Source organism: Candidatus Regiella endosymbiont of Tuberolachnus salignus (assembly GCF_964020115.1).
GTDB lineage: Bacteria > Pseudomonadota > Gammaproteobacteria > Enterobacterales > Enterobacteriaceae > Regiella > Regiella insecticola.
This window is the reverse complement of the sequence record NZ_OZ026542.1, coordinates 2,224,348-2,250,995: the sequence shown is the minus strand read 5'-3', so window position 1 is coordinate 2,250,995 and position 26,648 is coordinate 2,224,348. Positions and strand designations below refer to the sequence as shown.

The 26,648-nt window shown below is 48.0% G+C and carries 33 protein-coding genes and 5 pseudogenes; 14 read left to right on the top strand and 24 right to left on the bottom strand.

Features of this window, described 5'->3' with window-relative positions:
- Positions 1-236 precede the first annotated feature (236 nt).
- The 5 genes from AACL30_RS11245 to AACL30_RS11225 are packed head-to-tail and all read left to right on the top strand — an operon-like array spanning position 237 to position 3,431.
- On the top strand, positions 237-422 hold the full coding sequence (locus tag AACL30_RS11245; RefSeq protein ID WP_339056713.1) for a hypothetical protein: 186 nt from the start codon (positions 237-239) through the stop codon (positions 420-422).
- Positions 419-742 carry a hypothetical protein gene (locus AACL30_RS11240; RefSeq protein ID WP_339056712.1) on the top strand — a complete coding sequence of 108 codons (324 nt, stop codon included), beginning with the start codon at positions 419-421 and terminating at the stop codon, positions 740-742. The genes AACL30_RS11245 and AACL30_RS11240 overlap by 4 nt, the downstream gene beginning before the upstream one ends.
- Positions 690-1,370 carry a toxin co-regulated pilus biosynthesis Q family protein gene (locus tag AACL30_RS11235; protein WP_339056711.1) on the top strand — a complete coding sequence of 227 codons (681 nt, stop codon included), beginning with the start codon at positions 690-692 and terminating at the stop codon, positions 1,368-1,370. Before AACL30_RS11240 ends, AACL30_RS11235 begins: the two co-directional genes overlap by 53 nt.
- Positions 1,370-1,804, top strand: coding sequence for a type IV pilus biogenesis protein PilM (pilM, locus tag AACL30_RS11230; protein WP_339056710.1), 435 nt, complete (start codon positions 1,370-1,372; stop codon positions 1,802-1,804). Before AACL30_RS11235 ends, pilM begins: the two co-directional genes overlap by 1 nt.
- A gap of 13 nt (positions 1,805-1,817) precedes the next feature.
- Positions 1,818-3,431, top strand: a complete 1,614-nt coding sequence (locus AACL30_RS11225) for a PilN family type IVB pilus formation outer membrane protein (protein WP_339056709.1) — start codon at positions 1,818-1,820, stop codon at positions 3,429-3,431.
- Between the two features lie 151 nt (positions 3,432-3,582).
- Here the strand turns inward: AACL30_RS11225 and istB (AACL30_RS11220) are convergent, their stop codons facing one another.
- From istB (AACL30_RS11220) to AACL30_RS11210, 3 genes are all read right to left on the bottom strand, one after another.
- Positions 3,583-4,380 (bottom strand): IS21-like element helper ATPase IstB, encoded by a 798-nt coding sequence (gene istB / locus AACL30_RS11220; RefSeq protein ID WP_339058365.1) that lies wholly within the window; start codon positions 4,378-4,380, stop codon positions 3,583-3,585.
- Complete coding sequence (istA, locus tag AACL30_RS11215) at positions 4,377-5,555, bottom strand: IS21 family transposase (protein ID WP_339056344.1); 1,179 nt, start codon at positions 5,553-5,555, stop codon at positions 4,377-4,379. Before istA (AACL30_RS11215) ends, istB (AACL30_RS11220) begins: the two co-directional genes overlap by 4 nt.
- Before the next feature lie 91 nt (positions 5,556-5,646).
- Positions 5,647-7,110: a hypothetical protein gene (locus tag AACL30_RS11210; RefSeq protein WP_339056708.1), complete on the bottom strand. Its 1,464-nt coding sequence runs from the start codon at positions 7,108-7,110 to the stop codon at positions 5,647-5,649.
- A gap of 126 nt (positions 7,111-7,236) precedes the next feature.
- Between AACL30_RS11210 and vapB the strand changes: the two genes are divergently transcribed.
- Positions 7,237-7,467 carry a type II toxin-antitoxin system VapB family antitoxin gene (gene vapB, locus AACL30_RS11205; RefSeq protein ID WP_339056707.1) on the top strand — a complete coding sequence of 77 codons (231 nt, stop codon included), beginning with the start codon at positions 7,237-7,239 and terminating at the stop codon, positions 7,465-7,467.
- Positions 7,467-7,892, top strand: a complete 426-nt coding sequence (gene vapC, locus AACL30_RS11200) for a type II toxin-antitoxin system tRNA(fMet)-specific endonuclease VapC (protein ID WP_339056706.1) — start codon at positions 7,467-7,469, stop codon at positions 7,890-7,892. The genes vapB and vapC overlap by 1 nt, the downstream gene beginning before the upstream one ends.
- Here vapC and AACL30_RS11195 read toward each other — a convergent pair.
- From AACL30_RS11195 to AACL30_RS16510, 5 genes and pseudogenes are all read right to left on the bottom strand, one after another.
- Positions 7,868-8,485, bottom strand: a complete 618-nt coding sequence (locus tag AACL30_RS11195) for a TraT conjugal transfer protein (RefSeq protein WP_339056705.1) — start codon at positions 8,483-8,485, stop codon at positions 7,868-7,870. The genes vapC and AACL30_RS11195 overlap by 25 nt on opposite strands.
- A 28-nt stretch (positions 8,486-8,513) precedes the next feature.
- A complete protein-coding gene (locus AACL30_RS11190; protein ID WP_339056704.1) occupies positions 8,514-8,909 on the bottom strand; it encodes a DUF6750 family protein in 396 nt (131 codons plus the stop codon).
- A gap of 49 nt (positions 8,910-8,958) precedes the next feature.
- Positions 8,959-9,174: pseudogene (gene traQ, locus AACL30_RS11185) on the bottom strand (conjugal transfer protein TraQ); the annotation flags it as partial.
- Between the two features lie 28 nt (positions 9,175-9,202).
- Positions 9,203-9,397, bottom strand: a pseudogene (locus AACL30_RS11180) (IS5/IS1182 family transposase); the annotation flags it as partial.
- Between the two features lie 2 nt (positions 9,398-9,399).
- Positions 9,400-9,654: pseudogene (locus AACL30_RS16510) on the bottom strand (transposase); the annotation flags it as partial.
- A 390-nt stretch (positions 9,655-10,044) separates the two neighbouring features.
- Here AACL30_RS16510 and AACL30_RS11170 point away from each other — a divergent pair.
- Positions 10,045-10,458 carry an antitoxin of toxin-antitoxin stability system gene (locus AACL30_RS11170; protein WP_339056702.1) on the top strand — a complete coding sequence of 138 codons (414 nt, stop codon included), beginning with the start codon at positions 10,045-10,047 and terminating at the stop codon, positions 10,456-10,458.
- Positions 10,459-10,509: 51 nt separating this feature from the next.
- Here AACL30_RS11170 and AACL30_RS11165 read toward each other — a convergent pair whose 3' ends face one another.
- Together AACL30_RS11165 and AACL30_RS11160 are read right to left on the bottom strand one after the other, a co-directional pair.
- A complete protein-coding gene (locus tag AACL30_RS11165) occupies positions 10,510-11,358 on the bottom strand; it encodes a phage integrase central domain-containing protein (protein WP_339056701.1) in 849 nt (282 codons plus the stop codon).
- A 199-nt stretch (positions 11,359-11,557) separates the two neighbouring features.
- The gene (locus AACL30_RS11160) at positions 11,558-12,028 is read right to left on the bottom strand and encodes a lytic transglycosylase domain-containing protein (protein WP_339058465.1); all 471 of its coding nucleotides are present in this window, start codon (positions 12,026-12,028) and stop codon (positions 11,558-11,560) included.
- A gap of 92 nt (positions 12,029-12,120) precedes the next feature.
- Between AACL30_RS11160 and AACL30_RS11155 the strand changes: the two genes are divergently transcribed.
- A complete protein-coding gene (locus AACL30_RS11155; RefSeq protein WP_006705282.1) occupies positions 12,121-12,372 on the top strand; it encodes a type II toxin-antitoxin system Phd/YefM family antitoxin in 252 nt (83 codons plus the stop codon).
- Positions 12,369-12,656, top strand: a complete 288-nt coding sequence (locus tag AACL30_RS11150) for a type II toxin-antitoxin system RelE family toxin (RefSeq protein WP_006705281.1) — start codon at positions 12,369-12,371, stop codon at positions 12,654-12,656. Before AACL30_RS11155 ends, AACL30_RS11150 begins: the two co-directional genes overlap by 4 nt.
- Positions 12,657-12,705: 49 nt before the next feature.
- Here the strand turns inward: AACL30_RS11150 and AACL30_RS11145 are convergent, their stop codons facing one another.
- The 8 genes from AACL30_RS11145 to AACL30_RS11110 form a co-directional block, all read right to left on the bottom strand.
- Entirely contained in the window at positions 12,706-13,086 is a 381-nt protein-coding gene (locus tag AACL30_RS11145) for a type 4 pilus major pilin (protein WP_339056700.1), read from the bottom strand.
- A gap of 11 nt (positions 13,087-13,097) precedes the next feature.
- The gene (locus AACL30_RS11140) at positions 13,098-13,283 is read right to left on the bottom strand and encodes a hypothetical protein (protein WP_339056699.1); all 186 of its coding nucleotides are present in this window, start codon (positions 13,281-13,283) and stop codon (positions 13,098-13,100) included.
- Positions 13,284-13,347: 64 nt separating this feature from the next.
- Entirely contained in the window at positions 13,348-13,692 is a 345-nt protein-coding gene (locus AACL30_RS11135; RefSeq protein WP_339056698.1) for a type II secretion system F family protein, read from the bottom strand.
- Positions 13,693-13,710: 18 nt separating this feature from the next.
- On the bottom strand, positions 13,711-14,214 hold the full coding sequence (locus AACL30_RS11130) for an IS3 family transposase (protein ID WP_339056697.1): 504 nt from the start codon (positions 14,212-14,214) through the stop codon (positions 13,711-13,713).
- A gap of 50 nt (positions 14,215-14,264) precedes the next feature.
- A complete protein-coding gene (istB, locus tag AACL30_RS11125) occupies positions 14,265-15,062 on the bottom strand; it encodes an IS21-like element helper ATPase IstB (protein ID WP_339058365.1) in 798 nt (265 codons plus the stop codon).
- Positions 15,059-16,237 carry an IS21 family transposase gene (istA, locus tag AACL30_RS11120; RefSeq protein WP_339056693.1) on the bottom strand — a complete coding sequence of 393 codons (1,179 nt, stop codon included), beginning with the start codon at positions 16,235-16,237 and terminating at the stop codon, positions 15,059-15,061. Before istA (AACL30_RS11120) ends, istB (AACL30_RS11125) begins: the two co-directional genes overlap by 4 nt.
- Positions 16,238-16,299: 62 nt before the next feature.
- Positions 16,300-16,467 carry a hypothetical protein gene (locus AACL30_RS11115; protein WP_339056696.1) on the bottom strand — a complete coding sequence of 56 codons (168 nt, stop codon included), beginning with the start codon at positions 16,465-16,467 and terminating at the stop codon, positions 16,300-16,302.
- A gap of 1 nt (position 16,468) precedes the next feature.
- The gene (locus AACL30_RS11110; protein ID WP_339056695.1) at positions 16,469-16,639 is read right to left on the bottom strand and encodes a hypothetical protein; all 171 of its coding nucleotides are present in this window, start codon (positions 16,637-16,639) and stop codon (positions 16,469-16,471) included.
- Positions 16,640-16,964: 325 nt separating this feature from the next.
- Here AACL30_RS11110 and AACL30_RS11105 point away from each other — a divergent pair, with 325 nt between their 5' ends.
- Complete coding sequence (locus AACL30_RS11105; protein WP_339056694.1) at positions 16,965-18,134, top strand: hypothetical protein; 1,170 nt, start codon at positions 16,965-16,967, stop codon at positions 18,132-18,134.
- Between the two features lie 289 nt (positions 18,135-18,423).
- On the opposite strand, the pseudogene AACL30_RS11100 reads toward AACL30_RS11105, so the two are convergent.
- Positions 18,424-19,567 (bottom strand): annotated as a pseudogene (locus AACL30_RS11100) (P22 phage major capsid protein family protein).
- 30 nt (positions 19,568-19,597) lie between these two features.
- A pseudogene (locus tag AACL30_RS11095) lies at positions 19,598-19,930 on the bottom strand (DUF6651 domain-containing protein); the annotation flags it as partial.
- A gap of 106 nt (positions 19,931-20,036) precedes the next feature.
- On the opposite strand from AACL30_RS11095, the gene istA (AACL30_RS11090) reads away from it, so the two are divergent.
- Both istA (AACL30_RS11090) and istB (AACL30_RS11085) read left to right on the top strand, forming a co-directional pair.
- Positions 20,037-21,215 (top strand): IS21 family transposase, encoded by a 1,179-nt coding sequence (gene istA / locus AACL30_RS11090; protein ID WP_339056693.1) that lies wholly within the window; start codon positions 20,037-20,039, stop codon positions 21,213-21,215.
- Entirely contained in the window at positions 21,212-22,009 is a 798-nt protein-coding gene (gene istB, locus AACL30_RS11085) for an IS21-like element helper ATPase IstB (RefSeq protein WP_339058365.1), read from the top strand. The genes istA (AACL30_RS11090) and istB (AACL30_RS11085) overlap by 4 nt, the downstream gene beginning before the upstream one ends.
- Before the next feature lie 34 nt (positions 22,010-22,043).
- Here istB (AACL30_RS11085) and AACL30_RS11080 read toward each other — a convergent pair whose 3' ends face one another.
- The 4 genes from AACL30_RS11080 to AACL30_RS11065 all read right to left on the bottom strand — a co-directional run bounded on the left by AACL30_RS11080 (position 22,044) and on the right by AACL30_RS11065 (position 26,248).
- Complete coding sequence (locus AACL30_RS11080; RefSeq protein ID WP_339056692.1) at positions 22,044-22,487, bottom strand: hypothetical protein; 444 nt, start codon at positions 22,485-22,487, stop codon at positions 22,044-22,046.
- Positions 22,488-22,649: 162 nt separating this feature from the next.
- Positions 22,650-23,408 carry a M15 family metallopeptidase gene (locus tag AACL30_RS11075; RefSeq protein WP_339056691.1) on the bottom strand — a complete coding sequence of 253 codons (759 nt, stop codon included), beginning with the start codon at positions 23,406-23,408 and terminating at the stop codon, positions 22,650-22,652.
- A 274-nt stretch (positions 23,409-23,682) separates the two neighbouring features.
- Positions 23,683-24,777 (bottom strand): hypothetical protein, encoded by a 1,095-nt coding sequence (locus AACL30_RS11070; protein WP_339056690.1) that lies wholly within the window; start codon positions 24,775-24,777, stop codon positions 23,683-23,685.
- Positions 24,778-24,871: 94 nt separating this feature from the next.
- Positions 24,872-26,248 (bottom strand): DUF4055 domain-containing protein, encoded by a 1,377-nt coding sequence (locus AACL30_RS11065; protein WP_339056689.1) that lies wholly within the window; start codon positions 26,246-26,248, stop codon positions 24,872-24,874.
- An 88-nt stretch (positions 26,249-26,336) separates the two neighbouring features.
- On the opposite strand from AACL30_RS11065, the gene AACL30_RS11060 reads away from it, so the two are divergent.
- Positions 26,337-26,648: a type II toxin-antitoxin system RelE/ParE family toxin gene (locus AACL30_RS11060; RefSeq protein ID WP_339056688.1), complete on the top strand. Its 312-nt coding sequence runs from the start codon at positions 26,337-26,339 to the stop codon at positions 26,646-26,648.

The window sequence follows — 26,648 nt, the reverse complement described above, 5'->3', positions numbered from 1 at the left end:
TTTAACGCAGGGCTTCGTATTGCCTGCATTTAGAGAAAGTACCTTCCAGTAGGTGGAGAACGCAGGCACACACTGGATAGCCGGACGGTGGGCGATAAACGATAGCCGGGCTTGGGGCGGGAACAGTCTGTACAGTATGTTCATTCGACGAATAGGACGACTGATTTTGTGAGATAAATCAGCAATCCAAGTAGCAAAAGTGAATTCACTATGCGTCCACGCGAGTGGGCGCATAAATGAATTTTCTTAACAAAGCAGGCCATCAATTTGTTTGGATATACCCAATGAATTTCGAGTTACCGCAAGGCGGCCAGGGGGTGAGACCGATGAGCGTAGATAGACTACGTGATGCGGCGAACACCCGTAGCCAATGCCGCCGTAACTTGAAAGGCGAAGGGTATACAAGGGAGGAACTCTCATGAAAACAACCTTGACCCCGGAAAAAAGAGGCTTATGCACCATAACTCCTCGCGATTTAAGGGACAAATTCGCAGGCTATTTGAATACGTTACCTTTGCATCAAGAGGCCGGCAGGGATCCTGTTTTTTGTCAGGAAGAGCGTGATGCATTGTTCACCTTGTTGGATCACGTTGAAGCGAGCTTGCCTGAATACCGTATTGTTAACGAAATTCACCCAAAAAGAATGATGATTTACTCCCTCCTTTGTTTTTACATGAAAGTGATCCCTCATGAAATTAATGCCAACCCTCGTATTTTTATCGATGTTGTTGGGTGGCTGTAGTAGCACGCGGCATCATCGGCCTGCCGATAACGATGCCCTGAACTTTGTGGCGACCCAAATACACACGCATAGCCAACGGATTGCCCAGGCGCAAGAGAGGCTAAAACAGGCTAGTGCTACAGCGATACGCCCTCGTTTATCGGAGCACAAGCTGAGGACAGCAACAGGCCTCACGCAACCCCCCACGCCGGTCGCAACCGTGTCGAAGCAGGCGCTTAACAAGGACGTTAACGCAACAGCGGACAGTAAGGAAAAGCGCACGACGGTATCGAGCGGCTTCATCTCAACGAAGGCCACGACGCCTGCGGTTAAGGGTAGCGTTAAGTCGGTACCAAAACCGATTCAGGCGGCAAAAATGTGGCGAGCAGAACGGGGCTCCACCCTCAAAGATACGCTGTATGTGTGGGCGGCAGCACAGAAGTGCCCGCATGGGCAGAATGCCACCTGGAATATTGTCTGGGCAACCGAAATCAATTACCGCATTGATGCCCCTTTATCCTTTCCCGGGAGTTTTCGCGAGGCGTTAAACGGCGTATTTCACTTGTATACCACGGCCACCGTGCCCTTGTTTGCCGGTATCAATACCCCCCAATGCTTGCTGAAAGTCGATGACAAGGCGGTGCGCTAATGAGTCTGGGGTATTGGTTGTTGTCGATGTTTTTAGTGCTTTTTTTGATGATTGCCGATATGAACCACCGGGGGGCTTATCAGGCCACGCAAGCGGCTGACAGTGCAAACCAGCAGCGCGCCCGTCAGACGGTGCATTACATCAATACCATTAATGATTATTTGTACGCCAACCCGCAAAATCGGGGTGTTATCAGCGAGGCGAAATTGGGTTTCGCCTCTGTGCCGTCGTTGGCACATGTTATTGAAAAGGGTCGGGTCTTTGTCTACCAACCTAACCAACCGGGGTTAATGCGTGCACTGAGAGCCCAGACCCGCGATTCGGCGCTGCTAGGACGGGTACACCAGCGCCGCTTAGTGGATAACCGGGGTGATGAGTTAAACATCACGCTTCCTAACGTCATTCCTGACACCGCGCTTGTCTATCTCAATTGATAGGGTTTTTTTCATGCCAAAAATGTCCACTGTGTCGGCGTTAGCCTTCGCACTCAGTCTTCTGCTGGTCGGTTGTGCCAGCTTTGATCGCGTTAACCACATTAAAAAGCAGGCCGATGAGGAGCTCCGCCACGCAAAACAGCAATTTACGCAAATCACGTCAGGCTCACCGGTGCAAGAGTTAAGCACCCAGTGGATCAATCCGCTGCCGCTAAACAGCACAACGCCAACGCGGGCGCCATTACCGGGGTGTGCCGTGACCTTTACCCGTCCTGGCGAGGTGACATTGGCCGAGGTCAGTGCCTTCATCACCCGTACTTGCCGTATCGTGGTAGTGGTGACCCCGGATGCGCAATTTTCAGCCGGGCAAGGGAAAACCGAAAAAATGCAGGGCGCGCTGCCCGCCCCGGAGGCCAGTGGTATGGTGCCGTTGGAGGCCATCGGGGGCAATGAGAGACCCAACATGCCCTCGAACCGGCCCAATCGCCTGCGGGGCGTTTACTGGCAGGGCTCTCTGGCCGGGTTGCTTGACGATGTCACCACGCGATTAGGGCTCTTCTGGCGTTATGAGCAGGGGAGGGTGTCGATTTTTTATCTGGATACCCGCACGTTCCCGGTGATGTTTCTCGATTCCAAGACCGCCTTTAGTTCAAAAGTGGTCAGCGGAACCACAACATCATCGGGGGCGTCTGGCAGCAGCGGCGGGTTGTCGGGCGATGTGAATACCTCGCAGATCACCACCACAGAAATGAAAGGAGAACGCTACCACGATTTACAGAATACCGTGAAGGCGATGTTGACACCCGGTACCGGGCGCTTGTTTCTGGCCGCAGGGTTACTGACCGTCACCGATACCCCCCGGGTGCTTGGCGAGGTGCAACGGCATATTGATGATCGTAACAAGGAGCTCACCCGTCAAGTGGTGCTCAACGTGAAAGTGTTTTCAGTGGCAAAACGCCAGCAGGATCAAATGGGAATCGACTGGCAGGCGGTATTTAACGCCGGCCGTGTGGCGGGGTCACTGGGCAGTACCTTCACGGAGGCATCGGCTTCTGCGCTGACGGGAGGCTTGTCTATTCTGGACGGCACATTTGCCAACTCAAAAACCTTCATCAAAGCACTGTCTGAACAAGCCAGTGTGTCATTGGTGACCCAGCAAGCCAGCACCACCACCAATATGTCGGCGGCACCCATCCAGATAGGTGACCAGCAGGATTACGCCAGTCAAGTGAATACGGAAACTACCGCCAACGTGGGTACATCGACCTCGATCACCAAATCGACAATGACGACGGGTTTTAACATGACGGTATTGCCGTACATCATGCCGCATTCCAGCCAAATTGAGCTGCAATTCTCCATTAACATCAGCGATAAACCGACCCGGCGCACCTTCACCAGCGGTAACAGCAGCATTGAATTGATGAAAACACAATTGAAAACCCTGACCCAACGGGTGATTTTGCGTTCCGGGCAGGCCTTGGTGCTCAGCGGTTTTCAACAAATGAATCACAAAAGTGACCAGCAAGGGGTGGGATCGGCGTCCTTCTTTGGCTTGGGCGGTGGCACCAAAGCCCAAAAAGACGACAGCCTGCTGCTGATTATCATTACCCCCACACTCATTTAATGTAAGGAAAGCCATTATGCGACCCCTAAAACACCTATTCCCCCGTTTACTCGCGGTGCTCTTATTAACACTTTCTTCTTCTGCGTTTTGTGTGATGTCAACGCTACTTTAGATTGACCACTTTTTGCTACTTTAAAATGTCCAGTTTTTGCTAATTTTCCTGTTGGGTTTCTATTCCAGGCGCCTGGATAATATCAGTCGTTTTTATAGGCAACATGCCTGCTTTGCGTTTATTTTTGAGTCGATAGCTTTCTCCTTTAATATTCAATGTGGTTGAATGATGTAAAAGCCTGTCTAAAATCGCAGTTGCTAAAATGTGATCACCGAATACGTCCCCCCAATCAGTAAAACTTTTATTTGATGTGAGAATGATGCTCGCCTTTTCATAACGACGGCTCAATAACCTGAAAAATAGGCTAGCTTCTTCGCGATTCATCGGTAAATACCCGATTTCATCCAGTATTAATACCCTGGCATAGCACAGTTGCTGAAGTTGGCGTTCCAGACGGTTTTCTTGCTTTGCCTTCATTAAGGTACAGCAGAGTCTATCCAGAGGCATAAACAATACCCGATGCCCAGCTGTAGCTGCCTTGACAGCCAGCGCTATCGCCAAATGCGTTTTCCCTACCCCAGGTGGGCCTAACAAAATGACGTTTTCATGATGTTCGACAAACCTCAGCCCCGCCAGCTCGCGGATAATTTTCCTGTCTATACTTGGTTGGAAAGTAAAGTCAAATTGCTCCAAGGTTTTTATCCACGGCAAACGTGCTTGTTTTAACCGCGATTCCAAGCCTTTTTGGTGACGCCCGTTCCATTCCTGGGCTAATGCCTGCTGGAGAAATTCACGGTAGTTCAGTGCTTTCTTGGTGGCTTCTTCACATAAACTCTCCAACGCATCGCCCAGGTAATCCATTTTTAACCGTATCAACAAGTTTTCCATTTCCATCAGAGTAGCTCCTCATACACACTGAGCGAACGAGACGCTACTCGATTGACCTGTTGCCAAAGGGCTTGATGATGTTCTGGCACCTTTTGCCAGCCCTGCGTTACCTCCTGCAAGAGATGCGTCGCGAGCAGTTGCTCATCGCCGTAAATACGTAGCGTATTATCTAAACCGATACGAATATTAACCGCACGACCACACCAGAATGAAGGCACGCTATAGCGATTACCTCTGACATCGATATAGCTGTCCCATGCCACTTGTCGTAGGTCGAAGTAGCTGGTATCGAAATCAGTCGCAGGGAGTGGCATCAAAGCTATTTTTTCCTCAGCAAAACGATTTTCCGGTGTCTGCTTGAATTGACGAAGATGACGCTGGTCTGCCACTTTCGCCAGCCACATCGCTAGCAGTTGATTAACATGAGCGAAACTCTCAAACTGACGGTAGCGAGTGAAAAAATTGTGTTTAACATAGCCCACCATCCGTTCGGTTTTGCCTTTCGTTTGCGGTCGATAGGGCTTACAGGCGCGAGGACTAAACCCATAGTGATTAGCCAGTTGCAGGAAGCCTGCATTGAACTCGATGTGGCCATTTTGTCCATGTTTGATAACAGCGGCTTTTTGGTTATCTACCAAGACATTTTTTACGCTGCCACCGAAGTAATTGAAGCTGCGAACCAGCGATTCATACGTGTGCTCAGCATCTTGCTTAGGGGCAGCAAAGACATGAAAGCGACGCGAAAAACCGAGCGTATTAACGGCAAAATTAACCGTACAGGCAGAGCCTGCCACCTCAACGATGATTTCTCCCCAATCGTGTTGAAGTTGATAACCGGGGAGGGTTTCAAAGCGTACCGTGTTTTTCGAGGCCCTGAGCGGACGTTTGGGATGTATATAACGTCGGAGCATCGCACTCCCACCCCGGTAGCCTTTTTCACGGATTTCCTCAAAAATAACCGCCGCATTCCAAACCTGTTCACTCAACCTTGAATCGATGTAGTCTTTAAAGGGCTCGAGTTTAGCAACCTGTTTTTTACCGCGTTTTGCTGTTGGCGGCGCAGGATAGCTAATGTGCCGTCTCACCGTTTTTTCTGAACACCCTATCTGATGGGCAATATCAACAATAAATGCCCCCTGTTGATGGCGTTGTTTTATCATGTAGTGGTCCTCTCTTCTTAGCATGCTTATTTCCCTCATGGCTTTGTCACCACAAAGGAAACTGCATTCTGGCTTGAGTGGACAAATTAAATTAGCAATTTACGGTCTTTTATCATTAGCGCTGACAACCTAAACGCACCGGAAAGGGTTTTCCGTCAACGGTTTGAAACACCACACTCGCTTCATCTGGCCAGGGCGTCGCAGGACGATTTAACGGCAGCATCGCCAGCGCGGCTGACAACGGCGGAAACAGCAGATTGACACCCCCGTGAGTCGAGGCGGCCAAGATCGTAGCCGTCCAGGCGCGCAGGGGGTCGCCAAACGTGCGGGTGATCTCACAAATGCCCCAAGATTGGAAGGCTTTCTGCAACATCGTGATATTGCGTTTCACCCCCGGGGGCGTGTCCGCCCAGGTACTGGCCGTGATGGTCATCACGCAGGTGGGATCACGATCATTGGTTTGCGCCAGCCAATTGACGGCGGCATACACGGGGCGCAATGAGGGGATCACCGCCAGAAAATCCAGCGCCGTGCGTTTTTTGCCCAAGATAGCGTGCCCGCCGGGCATGACATCAAAACGTACCCGAAAGGGCACTTTGCGATTAATCTTATTCAACAGCTGGCTGAACGTTTCCGGTTTCTGAGGCCCCAGTGTTACCGCCAGACTGCTGTGCCACAGGCCATCGAGCTCAACCAGATTGCCGTGAGTGTTGACCTCGGACGAAAACAGCTGGTAATTCAGGTGAGGGGGCAGCAGCGCGCTGTCGTCCTCATTTTTCGGTCGCCCATGGGGAAACATCGGATCCCCCGGCAACAGGGGCTGCCAATCGCAAGCGGTGCCTTCCCGATCAATTTCTTCTCGGACAGTGAATCCCACTTCATGCCCCTCCATCAAGCGCAGCAATACGCCTTGACCGTCAGTGGAAAAATCCTGTTCTATCTTGCTCACCAGCGCATCGTGACGAATTTTCAAGCCTTCCAGGCGATAATGCTCTGGATCCTGGCCAAATCGCGCCCTGGGAGCCCCTTCTAGCCGTTGGTTGAGGCGTTGTTGCTCATCCTTGAGTTCTGACGCCGGCAAGGCAATCCGACCGGTGTAAACCACCATAAAAGCCCGTTCTCGCGCGACAAAAGGGACTAATTTATCGATTTTCTCTTGCAAAATATCATCAAGATCAAGACCCAAACGGCGGGTGGCACGGGATTGCGGGGACATCAGTCGGGTTAATTCTTCCCGCGCTTTATCCGGATCACGCTCAAAAACAAAACTGAGTTTATGGCCCAAGGTTTTAAACTCACTGGCCAGCGCAGTATGCAGCCGCGCGATGTAATCATGGAAAGCGTAGCTGTCTTCTTTTTTCGACGTCTCACTTAAGGTCGCTTGCTCATCAAACTCGCAAAAGGCACCTTGTATTTCAAATACGCTGGCGTAATCACCGCGGTGGGTGACAAAGAGGTAAGGCGCTTGCAACGCCGGGCGAAGCATTTTATCTTCTTTGGTTAAGCCAATCACGGTACGCAGATCACAATAGGTAGCGAAATCTTTTCCCAGCGTGTAGCGCGAAACCGCTGCTATCATAAAAATCCTTCATGGTGTGGACTATGGAACATAACTTTTACGCCACCGATGTATATCCCATTGACATATACAAATTACGTGTCAAACTTGGATATACACTGTGCATATCCAAATAACGGAGAAAATATGGAACAAACCTCAATATTTAAAAGCAATCGCAGCCAGGCTGTTCGCCTACCTAAAGCAGTCGCGCTACCAGAAGACGTTAAACGGGTTAATATTGTGGCGATAGGTCGTACCCGGATCATCACACCGGCAGGAGAGTCCTGGGATAGCTGGTTTGATGGAGAAAGTGTATCCGCTGACTTTATGGTGAGTCGTGAGCAACCGGTAGACCAGGAACGGGACACATTTTGATGCTGAAATATATGCTCGATACCAATATTTGCATCTTTACTATTAAGAACAAGCCACAGGAAGTACGCGCCACATTTGATCGTCATCATGGCCAACTCTGCATCAGCACCGTGACGTTAATGGAGCTAATTTATGGCGCTGAAAAATCGCATTCTGCTGAGAAAAATTTACGGGTTATTGAAGGATTTGTCGCACGCCTTGAAGTGCTCAATTACACGCAGAAAGCGGCTGCCGATAGTGGTCAGCTTAGGGCTGAACTGGCTAACAATGGCACCCCAATTGGCTCCTATGACCAAATGATCGCCGGTCATGCGCGTTCACAAGGATTAATTTTGGTAACAAACAATTTACGTGAATTTGAGCGTGTACCCGGTCTCCGTGTTGAAGATTGGGTGATTAATCAGGCTAAATTAGTGTTCGAGTAACCCTGATACAAATCCGTCCACTGCGCAGTGTCCCATTCAGTTCCGTTATCGGCAAAAATACCCTTACCGGTTAATTTTTTGGGATTACGTATTAACGCTAAATGACGCCAGCGGCGCTGTAATTCAGCGCGTTGTTCGTCACCGGCCTGCGCCAGGGCTTCAGCAAATTCACCCGGATGCGCAGTCCCCCAGAACTCTTCCACGTCTTTTTTGTGGGCGGCCAACCAGTTTATTACCGCTTTGGCCGCCTCACGATAAACCGGATCGACTGATTGCAGCGCAAAAATCGCCGCACGCTGCAAGTGATTCACTTCTTCGGGTCTTATTTCCGGCAGATACACCACTACTCCGTCGTCCGCATTCAGTGCGCCCAGGTTTTGCCAAGCTTCACATAAGGGATCAACCACCGTAAGGTTGTCACGGTGGTGATTAAGCGGATTGTGATCAACAAAATGCAGGCGGTTATTTTTTGACGTGTAACCACAATACTCGCATTGATGTTGACTGTTTTCATGCGCGTGGTGATGCAGTTTATCGGGGATTTTTTGGTGCGCCTGACCCCAAGTGTGGCGCAAGAGAGAAAAAATCAGCATGGTTGATCCTCAGAAAATGTGTCCCCCCTCAACCCACACTGACCGGCCGCAGACCCGCCTGTTTTTGACCGCGACTGATGAACTGATCGAGGGCTATCAAAATGTAGCCGATGCCAATAAATATCACGATGTGTGATCCTTTTACATGTGGATCGTTTTTCTTGCGTAACCACAAGAAAATACCGGCAATCACACAACCGATGCCCGCCACTTGTGCGGCTAACAGCAGTCCGGGTTTGACGCGGGTAATGCCCGCCGTGATGCTATTGACTATGGCGGCAATATCTTCATCGGCCGACGCCGCCTGCGCACTGCACAGGCCAATCAGCGCGAGGAGCCCTTGTGCCATTTTTTGGCTAACGCGCTCAAACGCCAAAGAAAGATGGGTGCAAACAAAGAGGATGGGGTGATGAAAGGGGCGCATAAAATCTCCTGTATTGAAGTAAGGGGGGATGAATTGTCCGGCGTTTCCATTACCAGACGATGTTAAGGGTGTTTTGCAAGGCGGTTAAAAAGTAAGGATTACAAATGAGTAGCGTGCCAATCAGCAGTTTAATTACGCCGTTGGAGACATCTTCACCGGCGGTCAGACCGGTATGGCCATCGATAAGCGAGCGTTTCATACGTCGCAAGCCTTGGTAGAAAAAAATCACCCCCAGTAAACGCAGCAGCGTGAGTACGGCATTGATATGGAAACCCTGAAGAACCGATAATGAATGCTATATTTTGAGCTAAGCCTTTGTAACGCACTTTTCTAAAGTTGAACTGGCATTTTAATACACGGAAGGGGTGTTCTACTTTAGCCCGGATTTTCGCGTTGAGACTTTGCTGATGCCGATGTTTTTCCCATACCTGCTGCTCCTGCCCGGGCAAGGCCAATACCCTCCGTCGGAGGATGTGCCAGGTGACCACGCTAACCGGCATCACCATGAACAACCTCTTCTTGGCCGTGAAGAAGGTGATGAACTTGCGTCACATCGGCTACATTCGCCGAGGTTCCCACCAGGGAATGCACCAGCCCCCGTCTGTGCATCCACGCCAATATGCGCTTTCATGCCAAAGTAGCACTGATTGCCTTTACGGGTGGCTTTCATGTCTGGCTCACGAGTATTTTGCCGGTTTTGAGTTGAACTGGGTGCATCAATAATCGTAGCATCGACAATGCTACCCCGTTTGATAAATAGCTGAAGCGAAGCTAAATGCGTATTAACTTCTTCAAACAGCGCTTCACTTGGGGTAATGACGACTGAATTTGGCCAGAATCTTTTCCCGGGGAACTATCCTATTCATTTGCGCTTAAAAGTCGGCTCGTCTCGTCGATTTCGTTTTCATTTCACTATTAACCTAAAAAAATTATTGCTAACAGAATAGACTACTTTTAGCGGTTTTTCAGGGTTTCCATATAAGCAGGAAGAAGAGAGATTTAGTAGCTCAAACAAAAAATAGATTAATCGGGCTAACGCTCCGGAACTTGCGCGCTTACGCAAAAATCTAAAATATCAGTTATTGCCAGCTTGATCTGGATATACGAGAAAATCCAATGTAGGAGTTTTAATGAAATGCTTCTGTGGTCTGTACAAAAAGCTGGAAATAAGTCAGTATTAGGTCTACATTTGGCTCTAATATTGAACTGCTACCCAGTAGAGGTGTTTATGTTGCAGAAAGTTATGTGTGGCTACGCCATACCTATTAGCAAATTCAAATCCAATCCCAGACGTGCTTTAGTTGAAGCCGACGGAGAGACTATAGCGGTTTCGTCTCATAACGAGATCTTGTTCTATGCGGTACCCGCAGAGATCTATGAAGAAATGCTTCGCTTCGTTGAATTTAAACAGCGTGGTACCTCTGAACTCAAAGCAGCGCCCGCTAAGTTTAATTTGACAGCCGAAATAGTTGAAGAAATGACAAAAAAACTCAGAAATATTTCTGATGATGAGGCCGGAGAATTTATTGAATGCGCAAGCAACATATAAAAGTCAGTGGTAATAAAACGGTTTACGCATCCTGGATCCACAATGTCCACCTCAGCGGTAGAATAAACGAAATTTCATCCAATAGATGATCAGCTTAATAAACTTGCCCCGCAACGAAAAAAGCTCTAGATAAGAATATAATATAGGGTTTTCAATGAGAAAGGTTAGGCTATTCCAGAGTAAGCTTATCGTCGATACGATAAGCAAAGCCACCGACAGGGCTTGCATCAATTCCGGTAATTCCCTCGGTGTCAACGCGGGTCTATTTTTCTTTTTCGGTTTTTCAAAAGCTTTACCAATACCGCCCGCGGGGTTGGCATCAATTAATCCACAGTTAACGGCAAAAATCATGATTTCATTTAACCGTTGCGTTAATCTTTTTACCGTTTCCAGCGCGCCTTTGGCCTTGACGGGCTCCAAAGCAGTAATAAGCGTGCGTGCTTTAATCTCCTGTATCCCTACCTGTCCAACCACAGGAAAAATATCACGTTCAAGCGATCGCCATACATCACGGGCATGGTTTGCCGTGATACTGGATTGCTTAATTTTAAACCACTCAGTGGCAACCTTTTCCAAGGTATTAATCCTCGCTTCTTGCTCACTGGCTAATATCGTTCGTTGGTACTCCTGTGGATCCATCTTTTTTGCCAACAGGGCTTTTGCAGCCTCTCGCTTCTGCCTGGCCTCAGCCAGTGAGAGGGCGGGATAATGGCCAAAAGTGACCGTCGTTCTTTTTTTACTCAGGGGGTGATAGTAGCGAAAGCGCCATGTTTTAACACCCGATGTTTTGACAAATAATAATAAGCCGCCACCATCATGTAATGATAAATCTTTGCCGATGGTTTTTGCTGCTTTTACTTCGGTATTCGTTAGGGGTTTTGCCTGTATTGCCATGTTCATCACCCTTTAAGGACTATGGGACTACCTATTTTGGGATCTAAAAAACAGAGTCCCTTATGTAGTCCTAAAAAAACAGGGTATAACCATGCCACACCCAAATAAAACAGGCAATAAAAAACCCGCAAACCTAATTGGAGTGCGGGTTTTTCTTGGTTTACCGGTACTTTCTAGTGACTACCGATAGTTTATTTGATTGACGTCATGGCGTCTGAACCCGCAACTGCTGATAATGCTGATAAACCCGTCTGGCATACTTCATGCAGCGTGGGTGGTTATGACGCGCCAAGCCGGCATTGTAGGAGCCGAGGCACGGCCAGTTCACGCCACAGCGTTGCAGGTGTTTGGCCAAAATCCAGGCGCCAATCTGGACATTCAGGCAAGCGTTACTGAGTAACTCCTTTTTTGATTTGATGACCCCCATCGACACCAAGGTAGGAATGTGACGGGAGTTAATTTGCATCAAGCCATAGTCGGTACTGAGTGCCTTGCCCGCCTTGTTGCGGTTAATATTGACGGCACGCGGATCCAGGCCACTTTCTTGTACCGCCATCGCTTTTAGCAACAGCGGATCGACCTGATAACGCAGCCCAGCGGCCTGAAAACACAAGGCGTTAACGCTGCCAGAGAAGCCGAGCAAACACAAAATGGGTATCAAAAACTTTTTTTTCATTTTTACCGCCAAATAAAAAATAACTTTAATAGCACGCTTAACCGGTCTATTATTCAATCTATTCATGTGTTAAACAAAAGGAAGAACGTGACATGCCAAATCTCATCCTTAGTGATACCAGTGCCAGCGTGAGTGAGTTGAAAAAAAATCCGATGGCAACAGTGGATGCCGGAGACGGCTTACCGGTCGCTATCCTCAATCGAAACAAACCCGCTTTTTACTGTGTGCCCGCTCCCCTTTATGAAGCCATGATGGGATCACTGGATGATCTCGATCTGATAGAGATTGTTCGCCAACGCGAAGGAGGTGAAACCGTAGAGGTGGATTTGGATCAATACTTATGATCTATAAAATTAAATTTGATAAAAAAGCCTTCAAAGAATGGGAAGCACTGACTGATCCCCTTCGTAAACAATTTGCTAAAGCATTAAAGAAAAGACAAGAACAACCCAGAGTACCGCAAGCAAAATTATCAGGATTAGCGGACTGCTATAAAATTAAGCTGCGAGCTTCTGGTTTTAGGCTGGTTTACAAAGTCGTTGATAATACGCTTATTATCACGGTGATAGCCGTAGGTAAGAGAGAACGTAACCAGGTATACGTGGCGGCTAAAAAGCGCCTCACTTGACGATAAGCGACTGACTCCAATACCTATCCCCTCCTTCACCGGTACAGTACTACGTTAAGCTTTTAAATTTCAGGGTGTTATTGCCGGCCGAGCCGGTGTCAGCGACACACTGCGCCCCGGTAAGCGCCGCAGAAACAGACCCAATGGTGGTGGTGGTATTGATGGTGGTTTCCGCAATCACGCTGGTTTGCGACAGCTTGGTAGCCAAAGTGACACAGGCTTCTTGCGGTACCCCGGTATAGCTGACCGAAAACCCGGTTTTGTTGTTGCCTGTGGAGGTTTCAGGTTGCACGGTCACGCTGCCACCCCAGGTGTTAATCACCGTCGCTGTCCCCGCACTTTTGTTACCCAGTAAGGTCATTGAATTAGGGATGCCACCAAATTGCGCCAACATGCCGGTCATTTGGGCGGCGGTGGTGAAGTCATACACCCCTTTGGTTTTCAGCAAGGTGCGGTTTGCGTGATGATGTCCTGCACGTTGCCGAGCTCCATGGTGGTGTTGTTTTTGCTAAACAAACTGCCGCTGTTAGAGAAAATGTAAATGATTAAAATCACGACAATCGCCAACGTGACGACCAAATCAATAGTCAATACACCGCGATGAACCGCGCGGGCAAGGTTTTTCATAAGTAGGCTCCTGTAAAGGGCGGATGGGCGGTAACGCCAAAAGAGGACAAAGGGGAAAAAACGTTTATTGGCCGATTTGCCCGGCCAGTTGATTCAGTTGTTGGATGACCTGCACCAGCAACAGCATGTAGCCACTGACCAGCAAAAATAAGGCCGTGGAGAGGCGGGCAGTACGCCGTTTAAGGGTTATGATGGTGTTTTTCAGCCACTGGTTGGCGTAATTTTCAATGATACGTTCGGCATTATCACCGTCAGTGAGCAACATCAATTTGTTGACACAGGGCTTGGACGGAAAATGATAGTCGGTATTGCGTAGCGCGAGCCCCAGGTGTTGGCCTTGGCGCACTAAGCGGCGGGCAGCATTTAAGCGTTCCAGCAGCCACGGCGAGGCATTGCGTGTAGTGGTCAAGTAAACCCAGACACATTTTTAAGACAAATTGATTACAGGTATAAGCTCAAATTCGATGGGTGAAAAATAAGCGAGTAGACTATGTGGTCTTCTACTATTGTAATAGGCTAAATAATCCAGCCCCCCTAACTTGGCATCATTACGGGTTTTAAGTATTTCATAATTCAAGTATTCATATTTCAAGCTCCGAAAAAAACGTTCTGTTGGTGCGTTATCCCAACATTGCCCTTTACCACTCATACTGGCTTGCACACCCATCACTTGCAAATGGGCACGATACTGATGGCGGGTATATTGGCTGCCTCTATCTGAGTGATGGAGCAACCCTTTTGGAGGTTTTCTGCGCCAGTAAGCCATCTGGAGAGCTTGTACACACAGTGCTGTCTTCATGTGGGCTGCCATTGCCCAACCGATTATTTGGCGCGAGTATAAGTCCATCACCACCGCTAAATACATCCAGCCTTCATAAGTCCAAACATAGGTGATATCCGTTGTCCATACCTCCTCTCTCTGAGTTGTCAACGCTACTTTAGATTGACCACTTTTTGCTACTTTAAAATGTCCAGTTTTTGCTAATTTTCCTGTTGGGTTTCTATTCCAGGCGCCTGGATAATATCAGTCGTTTTTATAGGCAACATGCCTGCTTTGCGTTTATTTTTGAGTCGATAGCTTTCTCCTTTAATATTCAATGTGGTTGAATGATGTAAAAGCCTGTCTAAAATCGCAGTTGCTAAAATGTGATCACCGAATACGTCCCCCCAATCAGTAAAACTTTTATTTGATGTGAGAATGATGCTCGCCTTTTCATAACGACGGCTCAATAACCTGAAAAATAGGCTAGCTTCTTCGCGATTCATCGGTAAATACCCGATTTCATCCAGTATTAATACCCTGGCATAGCACAGTTGCTGAAGTTGGCGTTCCAGACGGTTTTCTTGCTTTGCCTTCATTAAGGTACAGCAGAGTCTATCCAGAGGCATAAACAATACCCGATGCCCAGCTGTAGCTGCCTTGACAGCCAGCGCTATCGCCAAATGCGTTTTCCCTACCCCAGGTGGGCCTAACAAAATGACGTTTTCATGATGTTCGACAAACCTCAGCCCCGCCAGCTCGCGGATAATTTTCCTGTCTATACTTGGTTGGAAAGTAAAGTCAAATTGCTCCAAGGTTTTTATCCACGGCAAACGTGCTTGTTTTAACCGCGATTCCAAGCCTTTTTGGTGACGCCCGTTCCATTCCTGGGCTAATGCCTGCTGGAGAAATTCACGGTAGTTCAGTGCTTTCTTGGTGGCTTCTTCACATAAACTCTCCAACGCATCGCCCAGGTAATCCATTTTTAACCGTATCAACAAGTTTTCCATTTCCATCAGAGTAGCTCCTCATACACACTGAGCGAACGAGACGCTACTCGATTGACCTGTTGCCAAAGGGCTTGATGATGTTCTGGCACCTTTTGCCAGCCCTGCGTTACCTCCTGCAAGAGATGCGTCGCGAGCAGTTGCTCATCGCCGTAAATACGTAGCGTATTATCTAAACCGATACGAATATTAACCGCACGACCACACCAGAATGAAGGCACGCTATAGCGATTACCTCTGACATCGATATAGCTGTCCCATGCCACTTGTCGTAGGTCGAAGTAGCTGGTATCGAAATCAGTCGCAGGGAGTGGCATCAAAGCTATTTTTTCCTCAGCAAAACGATTTTCCGGTGTCTGCTTGAATTGACGAAGATGACGCTGGTCTGCCACTTTCGCCAGCCACATCGCTAGCAGTTGATTAACATGAGCGAAACTCTCAAACTGACGGTAGCGAGTGAAAAAATTGTGTTTAACATAGCCCACCATCCGTTCGGTTTTGCCTTTCGTTTGCGGTCGATAGGGCTTACAGGCGCGAGGACTAAACCCATAGTGATTAGCCAGTTGCAGGAAGCCTGCATTGAACTCGATGTGGCCATTTTGTCCATGTTTGATAACAGCGGCTTTTTGGTTATCTACCAAGACATTTTTTACGCTGCCACCGAAGTAATTGAAGCTGCGAACCAGCGATTCATACGTGTGCTCAGCATCTTGCTTAGGGGCAGCAAAGACATGAAAGCGACGCGAAAAACCGAGCGTATTAACGGCAAAATTAACCGTACAGGCAGAGCCTGCCACCTCAACGATGATTTCTCCCCAATCGTGTTGAAGTTGATAACCGGGGAGGGTTTCAAAGCGTACCGTGTTTTTCGAGGCCCTGAGTGGACGCTTCGGATGAATATAACGTCGGAGCATCGCACTCCCGCCGCGGTAGCCTTTTTCACGGATTTCCTCAAAAATAACCGCCGCATTCCAAACCTGTTCACTCAACCTTGAATCGATGTAGTCTTTAAAGGGCTCGAGTTTAGCAACCTGTTTTTTACCGCATTTTGCTGTTGGCGGCGCAGGATAGCTAATGTGCCGTCTCACCGTCTTTTCTGAACACCCTATCTGATGGGCAATATCAACAATAAATGCCCCCTGTTGATGGCGTTGTTTTATCATGTAGTGGTCCTCTCTTCTTAGCATGCTTATTTCCCTCATGGCTTTGTCACCACAAAGGAAACTGCATTCTGGCTTGAGTGGACAAATTAAATTAGCAATTTACGGTCTTTTATCATTAGCGCTGACATCAACAAGGCTTCACAGGCGATATTTTCCGTGGGGAGTGGCTCACCCCGTTTACTCGCCAGCTGTCGTAAATCGGCGACACTGGCATAACTTTCTCTTTCAGGGGAATCGATATCAGTGATAAGCATGTTATTTTCCCTGCTCACTGTGTTGCCACCCTTCCTCCTGCCAGCGGGTCACTTCATTGGCATGGACATTAGCAGTGATCGGCTCATCAGGATGTAACGGATTGTAGCGCACCATCCGGATCAGCGCTGAAGGGGGCTTGATTGTTGTAGTGTCTTTTTTGCTTTTCGTCATATTTCCTCATTCAACTTATTCATACTAAAGAGGATATTTTCAATAAAGTAAAATATACTTTGTCATCCCTTTTTTAGTCATGTATTTTAATCCTCTCTCCTTACTGGTATTGCAATCTTGCTGAAAGTGAAACAACGAGAGTGACAGTAAATACGCTTTTTAAGTATGACGAAAACCAGGAAGGGTAGATGAAAAGAACTAGAAAATTGTTGGCGGCAGCATTACCGATTTTATTATCACCCATGCTGGCTTTTGCTTCCCCCGCTTTAGGTTGTTTTAATGTTATGTCTGCACGCTTGTAAAACTTAACATAGGAGAGGAGCACATGATGTTTTTATTAGAAACAGCGATGAAATTTATTGACACAGTTACAAATTTTATCGCCAATAAAAACAGTGGTGCAGTAGCTAAGCACACTTCGCTTCCACTGGTGGTACGAATAAATAAAGCCCGCAGTGGTGGACGAAGTTATAAACTGTACTTTAAAAATTCCAATAAATCCTATCTATTAAAAGATGGCATATTACAAGAGAACAGTGAGCAAACAGCAGTAGGCGAGGCGCTACGCTCTCCAACTACCTTGCCCCCCCATGCTCAAGGGAAGCTAAGAACGTTAGATCTAATTCGCTATCAACAATCATCAGCTTTTGTTGCGTTAGAAAAAGGGGGTATTGATAAATCTTCCTGTACCTACTTGATTGATAATGGTATTTATGAATCCTGTGAAGCAAATATGGTGAATATTCTAGCGCCATCAGGCAAGAGCTTGCTGGTTGGCAATGATAATGCTAATTGGCTTGATGGGGGGGCGGGAACTGAACGCAAAAGCATTATTGGGCATGATGGCGATGATGTTTTAGCGCTACATATCGGCTCTGCCGCTGGAGGAAAGGGCAAAGATACCTATATGATAAAATCGCTAGCGTCCTATCAAAGAAACAATGTGAGCGAGCGACCTGCTGATATCGAGATCGACGAATCTGATAACGAGATAAGCATAATAAAATTTGATTATGAATATCAAAATGTTAAATTCTACGATGGTATTATCTCTTTCAAAACAATCCCTCCCACTCGCTTCCTGTTGACGGGTCCCCTCTATTTTCAATACTTCCCTATTATAGAGCGCGGGAAAGAGAAACCCTTGGATGAAATGCTAGGTAAATCGATAGAAACTGACAGACCCGATACTACAGAGCGAGAGAAAACAATGTGGGCACTCTATTACGAACACATCATGACGGATAATGCCAGTCTCTATTTCACTATAGATCTCAATAATGGAAGCGAGCATGATGGAAATACAGCAGTCAATGTTAGTACTGAACAACAAATCGAGGTTGGGCGAAGAGCAGAGCTTGGCGCAATCATAGCGCTCTCTGCTGCATTAACGCCTCAGAATGAGAGGAGTAGTAGCAGGTCTTTAGAGCATAGCCCGCTACAATTTCAACTTCCTGTTGTTACCGCAACAAGTACATTAGCTTTAGCACATTAATGCGCACCTATTATTGAATTTGAGATAACGATGTTCCTATACATAGCGGCCATGGTAAGGAAACAGAGCCATATCGCGCTATGTCTCCCTAATTGATTGCCTGGGGGATTTGGTAGTATCGACATTGGCCTTTCAAAAAATATGTCGTTTACGCTCTACTCTATTATCAATACATTTTCAAGATGATTTATAGCGCGATTGCCCTGAGATAATGCGCTTTTTTTATATAATAGTTGGATTTATGCTTATCCCTATAAAGTTAAAATAAAGCAGCTATCACACCACCCTATTAGCCTAAAATCAAAGCACTGTGCTCCGGTTTCACTGCCGCTACCCCCCAGGCCAGACCCACTTCATAGCGGATCTGACGATACTGGCGGTAGAGCGCCACTTGGAAAGTGATACCAGAGACCGGATCAGTGACATTCATCACATCATCGGCGGTATCTCCCCCGTCGGGCATGGCGGGGGTTCGCGAAGCGAGCAAGAAGGCATGACGATCAAAGGCCATATTCGCTGTGTAGTTACCCCCCCAGTGTGATAGCGGTGTTATCGGCAAGATCTTGCAACAAGCCCGGTGCCGACAGGGTGATAACGGAGGCGCTGGCAGTTGCTACTACATACTGATGCGTATCACCGGCAAAGGTAACAATATCTCCGCGATTCACCGTGCCGCTGCCAGTATCCACCGCAATCAGCTGCGCACCCACCTGATACCCACCTGACTTGTTGACCAAAAAACCGCTGCCTGTCCCTGCGGTTACCCGTTTGATGCCAGCGGAATTATGCAAGTTAAAGCCTTCGATCCGCCCAATGGTACCTTCACGCAGCAAGCTTTCACTGCCAGCTTCATTGACTTTAAATAACACCGATTGTTTGCCGCGAATAGCTGATATCGCCGCGGAGCCCAACACCATTTGCAGATCGGTCGTTGGCGCCCCATTATCTTCCAGCACCCGACGCGCATCAGCAAAATCGGCCAGGTCTTCTTTGACGCCAAAGGGCGTGCTGCCGGCTTTCCCGACAGCTCGCGCCGAGCCGTAATACAGTGCCCCTATATCCTGATCGACTTCATTGGCCAAGGCACGAAAAGCTTGTTTAAATTGGTCAGCCAGCAGCAAGTTATAGCTGCCTGCCGACCCCATGGCCATTTGTTCTTCGCCGTTCCATTGCACCGGTGCCATTTTGGATTTGCTGATTTTAACTTCCACGGTGCTGATCGTTTGTTCCGCACTGCCGGCCGCGGTAGGACCGGGGACGATATCCACCGTTTTGGCAATCGGCGCCACTGGGGCGGTGACATTTTGATCGAGGGCGGCGGCTTCTGCTTTGCTGTTGCGGGCGACGGCGGGAATAAAACCGACCTGCTCACGGGACACGCTGTCTAATGCGGTATAAATCGTGGGGATCAACCCCGTTAAGGTGTTTGCCATGCGGTGACTCCAAGGTTAAATGAGATACAATTAATCGACGATGGACATACCGTCTTTGAGGGCGGCCTGTTTACTGCCACTGTCCAAGGCATCAAAGGCGCTGCGTTTGAGGGTTTTTTGTCCTAATGGAGGTTGTGTTTGTTGTGACCCGCCGCCACTGTGGCCGGACGCTTTCAGAATGTGGTCTTTGTGCGGATACTGTTCGATAAGGTATTCCAAGGCTTCATCAAACTCCGCCATTTCGCCAGGCCGGCGGCGGGAGAAGACTTTGTTGCCTGCGGCATCCGTCGCGACCACTTTACCCGCCTCGATGTTGAATGCTTGACCGAATCGCGCCTGCACCAAATCCGCCGGAATGGCCAGGTTTGTCAGCGCTAATGATAAAAGACCGTAAATTGCTAATTTAATTTGTCCACTCAAGCCAGAATGCAGTTTCCTTTGTGGTGACAAAGCCATGAGGGAAATAAGCATGCTAAGAAGAGAGGACCACTACATGATAAAACAACGCCATCAACAGGGGGCATTTATTGTTGATATTGCCCATCAGATAGGGTGTTCAGAAAAGACGGTGAGACGGCACATTAGCTATCCTGCGCCGCCAACAGCAAAATGCGGTAAAAAACAGGTTGCTAAACTCGAGCCCTTTAAAGACTACATCGATTCAAGGTTGAGTGAACAGGTTTGGAATGCGGCGGTTATTTTTGAGGAAATCCGTGAAAAAGGCTACCGCGGCGGGAGTGCGATGCTCCGACGTTATATTCATCCGAAGCGTCCACTCAGGGCCTCGAAAAACACGGTACGCTTTGAAACCCTCCCCGGTTATCAACTTCAACACGATTGGGGAGAAATCATCGTTGAGGTGGCAGGCTCTGCCTGTACGGTTAATTTTGCCGTTAATACGCTCGGTTTTTCGCGTCGCTTTCATGTCTTTGCTGCCCCTAAGCAAGATGCTGAGCACACGTATGAATCGCTGGTTCGCAGCTTCAATTACTTCGGTGGCAGCGTAAAAAATGTCTTGGTAGATAACCAAAAAGCCGCTGTTATCAAACATGGACAAAATGGCCACATCGAGTTCAATGCGGGCTTCCTGCAACTGGCTAATCACTATGGGTTTAGCCCTCGCGCCTGTAAGCCTTATCGACCGCAAACGAAAGGCAAAACCGAACGGATGGTGGGCTATGTTAAACACAATTTTTTCACTCGCTACCGTCAGTTTGAGAGTTTCGCTCATGTTAATCAACTGCTAGCGATGTGGCTGGCGAAAGTGGCAGACCAGCGTCATCTTCGTCAATTCAAGCAGACACCGGAAAATCGTTTTGCTGAGGAAAAAATAGCCTTGATGCCACTCCCTGCGACTGATTTCGATACCAGCTACTTCGACCTACGACAAGTGGCATGGGACAGCTATATCGATGTCAGAGGTAATCGCTATAGCGTGCCTTCATTCTGGTGTGGTCGTGCGGTTAATATTCGTATCGGTTTAGATAATACGCTACGTATTTACGGCGATGAGCAACTGCTCGCGACGCATCTCTTGCAGGAGGTAACGCAGGGCTGGCAAAAGGTGCCAGAACATCATCAAGCCCTTTGGCAACAGGTCAATCGAGTAGCGTCTCGTTCGCTCAGTGTGTATGAGGAGCTACTCTGATGGAAATGGAAAACTTGTTGATACGGTTAAAAATGGATTACCTGGGCGATGCGTTGGAGAGTTTATGTGAAGAAGCCACCAAGAAAGCACTGAACTACCGTGAATTTCTCCAGCAGGCATTAGCCCAGGAATGGAACGGGCGTCACCAAAAAGGCTTGGAATCGCGGTTAAAACAAGCACGTTTGCCGTGGATAAAAACCTTGGAGCAATTTGACTTTACTTTCCAACCAAGTATAGACAGGAAAATTATCCGCGAGCTGGCGGGGCTGAGGTTTGTCGAACATCATGAAAACGTCATTTTGTTAGGCCCACCTGGGGTAGGGAAAACGCATTTGGCGATAGCGCTGGCTGTCAAGGCAGCTACAGCTGGGCATCGGGTATTGTTTATGCCTCTGGATAGACTCTGCTGTACCTTAATGAAGGCAAAGCAAGAAAACCGTCTGGAACGCCAACTTCAGCAACTGTGCTATGCCAGGGTATTAATACTGGATGAAATCGGGTATTTACCGATGAATCGCGAAGAAGCTAGCCTATTTTTCAGGTTATTGAGCCGTCGTTATGAAAAGGCGAGCATCATTCTCACATCAAATAAAAGTTTTACTGATTGGGGGGACGTATTCGGTGATCACATTTTAGCAACTGCGATTTTAGACAGGCTTTTACATCATTCAACCACATTGAATATTAAAGGAGAAAGCTATCGACTCAAAAATAAACGCAAAGCAGGCATGTTGCCTATAAAAACGACTGATATTATCCAGGCGCCTGGAATAGAAACCCAACAGGAAAATTAGCAAAAACTGGACATTTTAAAGTAGCAAAAAGTGGTCAATCTAAAGTAGCGTTGACAAGGTTATCCTTGATAAACGTCGAACTGTTGAAACGGCTACCTATCATCTCTTGATATAACTGCGCTTCCAGGGTGTTATTTTTGCTGCTGGCCTCATCAAGCTGGCTCTGAAAGGCTTGGGTGATTTGCGCTTTCACCTGATCGACTGCCCCGGCCTCGATTAATTTCTTTTGATCGATCTTGGTCAGGGTATGCAGCGCTTCACGTGCTTTAGCTGGGTCGTCAATGCCAGCAAACTGGCTCAACTTGGCTTCAAGCGCCTCCTTGGCCTCCCGATGGCTTTTGATCTCGGTATTGAGCGCGGTAATTTTATTCAACGCGGCCAACGCATCAAACGGGATCGCTTTGCCATCCTCATGCAGATACACCGGCATGCCGTTTTCCAGTACTGCTTTTCCTTCTGTATCGATATGCAATTTCATTGCGATTTTCTCCGTGCATAAAAAAACCACCTTAAGGTGGCTTCGGGGAATTTGAATGACTTGGTGGTTAATTAAAATATTCAGTTTTTGCTACTTTATTTCATTACGCTTTCTTTCATTTTTCTTCATTTTATATCAGATACATCAATCGTTTTGTAACAATCATTGAACTGGAAAATCAAAATAAGTCGTTAAATAGGGTTCATTGACAAAAGTAAAATGCCACCACTCCGTATCTAAAGGTTTGAATCCTGCCGCTACCATTAAAGAGCGCAACAACAATCGGTTAGCTTTAGATTGTGCTGATATATTTTGAGAGTCGGGATGCGAAAGTGGACTGAAACAGTCAAAACCCGTGCCAAAATCTAAACTATTATCAGGGGATCTTTGTGATTTAGGGGCAGTACAACTGACTTGTTGATTTTTTTTGTCATAAAATGGGATCGTGCTGTTGATTGGCACTATGGTTAAATCAAGTGTACTGCCCCGACTGTGTCCAGACCGGCGGGCAATATAGCCCTCACTAAACAGTTTATTTTTTTCGACTGAGGGATAAAATTCAGTACGCATGAGCACGTTACCACTTTCACTCGCCCATTTGACGAAATCATCCACTGCGGTTTGTGGCCGATAACAATCGTAAACCTTCAATGTTAGCCCCATAGGCAATAGCTTCGTTACTACCGTTTTCAATGCTTCAGCAGCCGGTACCGTCAGTAAGCAAATCGGAGCCTGATAACCCTGTATCCTTCTCCCGACAAAATTATGTTCAGAAAAATAACGCATATCTATTTGTATCTTTGGGATAATCTGTTTTATATCAACAAAATCAGCGGGGCGTTGTTTTTCTATTTTAATGTTATTTGTATCTGCTGTGGAAAGCAGAGGGAATATCATTAACAAAACATTAAACAGTTTCATATCAATTGCCCTTTATCAGTCCAATGCGCTATTACGGTATTTCAGACAATCGAAGGCGGGTTGACCCATTTATACATCAGAAGACTTGTTGTATCGACTATAGATGCTTTAAGCGAAAAAATGAGCAATGTTGCCTTAATATCTGATGTGGGAAAGCGGAACCTAATGCTTAAAATGTCCGGTTTTTCTACTTCAAGCAAACACATATTAACTTGTGTAGATAGGCTCATGGGTAATGTTAGGCCTTTATCATTTACACCGCCATGTTATATTTTTACTTTATAGCAGTAATTGCATGCAGCTGCTCCAATGTCAACCACTCCCCTTTATCGCTGAAAAAATCATCAACCTGTCGCTTCCCTTCACGCAGCAGGTTGGCGCGGGTTTTCCCCAGCACCTGGACTTGGCGAGAATAAGGTTGTTGCTGTAACCAGTCAGCATAAGTCGTCTCCGCCGGCACTTGCCCGTCCATACTGGCGCGGGTGCCCGCCTCCAGCTCATCCCGATCAATGCCGAGGGCACGCCAGGATTTTGTGATGAGTGTCTCGGTTGAACGACAGCAGAAATGCAGTCGCCCTGCTCCTTGCAGGTAAGGAATGGTATGACCGATAGGTTTGCCCGCTAAGCTGTAGCACAAACGGTCACGGATAATACAGGGCGATGAGGTTTTGTTATCCAGCGTACTGAGCCACTGTTTTTTGTCGATCAGTTCAGCATTATTCTCGGCAAACTTATTCCGTGCTACTGCCGAAACATGATTGACCGCGGTTTTGACCACCGTGGTGAGATTTTTGCGGCTGAGGTTAAGTACCCCCTCTTGATACTGTTTTGCGCGGCTGCCCCGTACCTTGCGGGTAATGTGCTCGACGCTATCCCCCAAGAGAAACCCGTGCTTTACCGCATGATTAATACGGCTCACGCGATCGATTGCCAAATGGTTGACCCAATCATGCAGTAAACGCCCTTGAAAGGGCTGTGCCATTGCCGCGGCGTAAACCTGTTCTGGCGTGATAATGGCTAACGGATAGCGCGCCAGTACCACATCCGGTAGCAGGGAATCAAAAAGGCGGTAGTGATAACCGGTTTCGTGCGCGGCAAAGGCCAATAATTCCTCACTGAGTGAGACAAACATCGCCGTCATCGCCTGCTGATTCACCGCCTGGACGCTGGCTAATAAGTGGGCTAACTGTTTTATCTCAATATAATGTGGATTGACTTTATCCAGTGCAACCCGCAGTCGGGCGATTAATTCAGCATCGCTTTTATTGAGTATGGCGACTATTTTTCTGGCAACACCGCGGGCATAGCGCGATTGAAACAGACTGTGCGCCAGGGCTTCATCACGCAGACGTTGGTTGACTGTGGACATGGTAACCCCTTAATAGAAAAACCGGTTTGATGGAATGAAGATAACGGGGTGTTTCTGTACAGCCTGCGAGTCACCTCACGATTACACGAGAACGTTACAGTAAATCCAGTGGCAAATTGTTCAGTTCATCACACACCCTGTCCGGATTGGCATCGGCATCGATAATGTTCAGCGACTGTAAAGCGCGTATCGCATCCACCTGACGAATATCACCCCCTTGCCGCAGAGCTTGTATCGCTAAGGCGGCCGGGGCATTGACGCTTTGCTGAGCGGTTTCAAGTTCGGTACGAATATCCACCTTGCCGCCGTCTTTTTCACCGACCCAGTCGGCCATCAATTGCAAAATGTTATCTAAGGCATCTTCCAGTGAATTCGATAAGGTATAGAGCGGCGAGTGCGCTTGCAGGCGTTCTTCACTCACCTGGTCAATCGTTTTAGTGCTGCTATTTTGACAACGCAGCAGTTTGCCCCCGGCTTGCCGCATCTGCTCGACTAAATCGCTCAAGGCGGCTTTTCCGGCGTCCACCGCTGCGCCCGAATGTTCGGTGTAAGCGGTGCCCTGCCGGGTACGGTCAGTGAAATGCAGGGCACTGGCGGCGCCAATGGCCAAGGTTTCGCCTTCCTCAAGACCAAACACATTGAGAATGGGCACCCGCGCCACATGTAAAATATTGTCTTGCTCACTCTGACTTTGCCAATGTTTGATATTGAGTAACGCCAGATTGAGTAGCGGCGGGGCACCGCACATAAACCCGGTGCGTTTACTGTACAACGTGACCAGCGGGATAACCGGGCAGGAGGTAACCCAGCTATCATGCAGCCTCCAGCGTTCCACCCCGTCGGCCTGTGTCATTTTACGGTAGAGTTCAACCCGCCCGGGGGTCAATTTGCGAATTTGCTCGATTTTCTGCGGGTGATAGGGAGCCGTCTCGACCACAATCTGTTCTTTGATGCGCAGTTCCGTCAATTGACACTGTCCCCCCGAATGGTGCGATTGCCAGCCAATCACCTGACGCGGATTAATCAACACCGCATACGGGCGAGCCCCGCAGGCTTTTTCCTCAGCACGGGTTTTCAACGCCTCCACGCGGGGATAATCAACCAATGCATGCGCCACGCCGTATTGCAGCGCCAGGCTAAAATACGCCTGTGCCCACACATCCAGCCGGTTGCCCTGCAAATCCATATTGTGGCAGTAATCGACTATCACCGCGGGCGTAGTCTCACTTAATTGCGTCGGCTCAGAAAACACCCGCCCCAGGTTATTTTTCAGCGTTTCCTCGTAAGCCGGCAGGAGTGTGGCTACCGCGAGACGTTGTTGGTAGCGCTGTTTATCTTCATGAGGCCAACGCGGTAAATAGCGCTCGCCCTGCTGCCGCAGAAATAAGGTGCCACCCATCAAGGCATCGTTAATGTCCCAGGCTTCAGTCAGCTTGCTATAGTCGAGATGGGGGGTGGAAATATCTGGCATGATGATGCTCCGAGAGAAGTCAATCACCCTTGACGTCGTGATGGTAATCTGTACACTGTGTTTAATGTACACCAATGACGTATAAACGATGATTTTTATTGAAACCGCTATTTTTACGGAAGATTTTCGCGCCTTACTGAGCGACGATGAATATCGGGCATTACAGCAGGCGCTTGCGGATAACCCAGAGGTCGGCGATGTCATTGCACAAACAGGCGGATTGCGTAAAGTACGCTGGGCAGCAAAAGGTAAAGGTAAGCGCAGTGGTGTCAGAATTATTTACTATCATAAGGCCGCTGTGTCTCATATCAGGTTGTTGCTGATTTACAAAAAAGGGATCAAAGACGACTTAAGTGCGGATGAAAAAAAAGTATTACGTATGCTGAATGAAAGGTGGTAA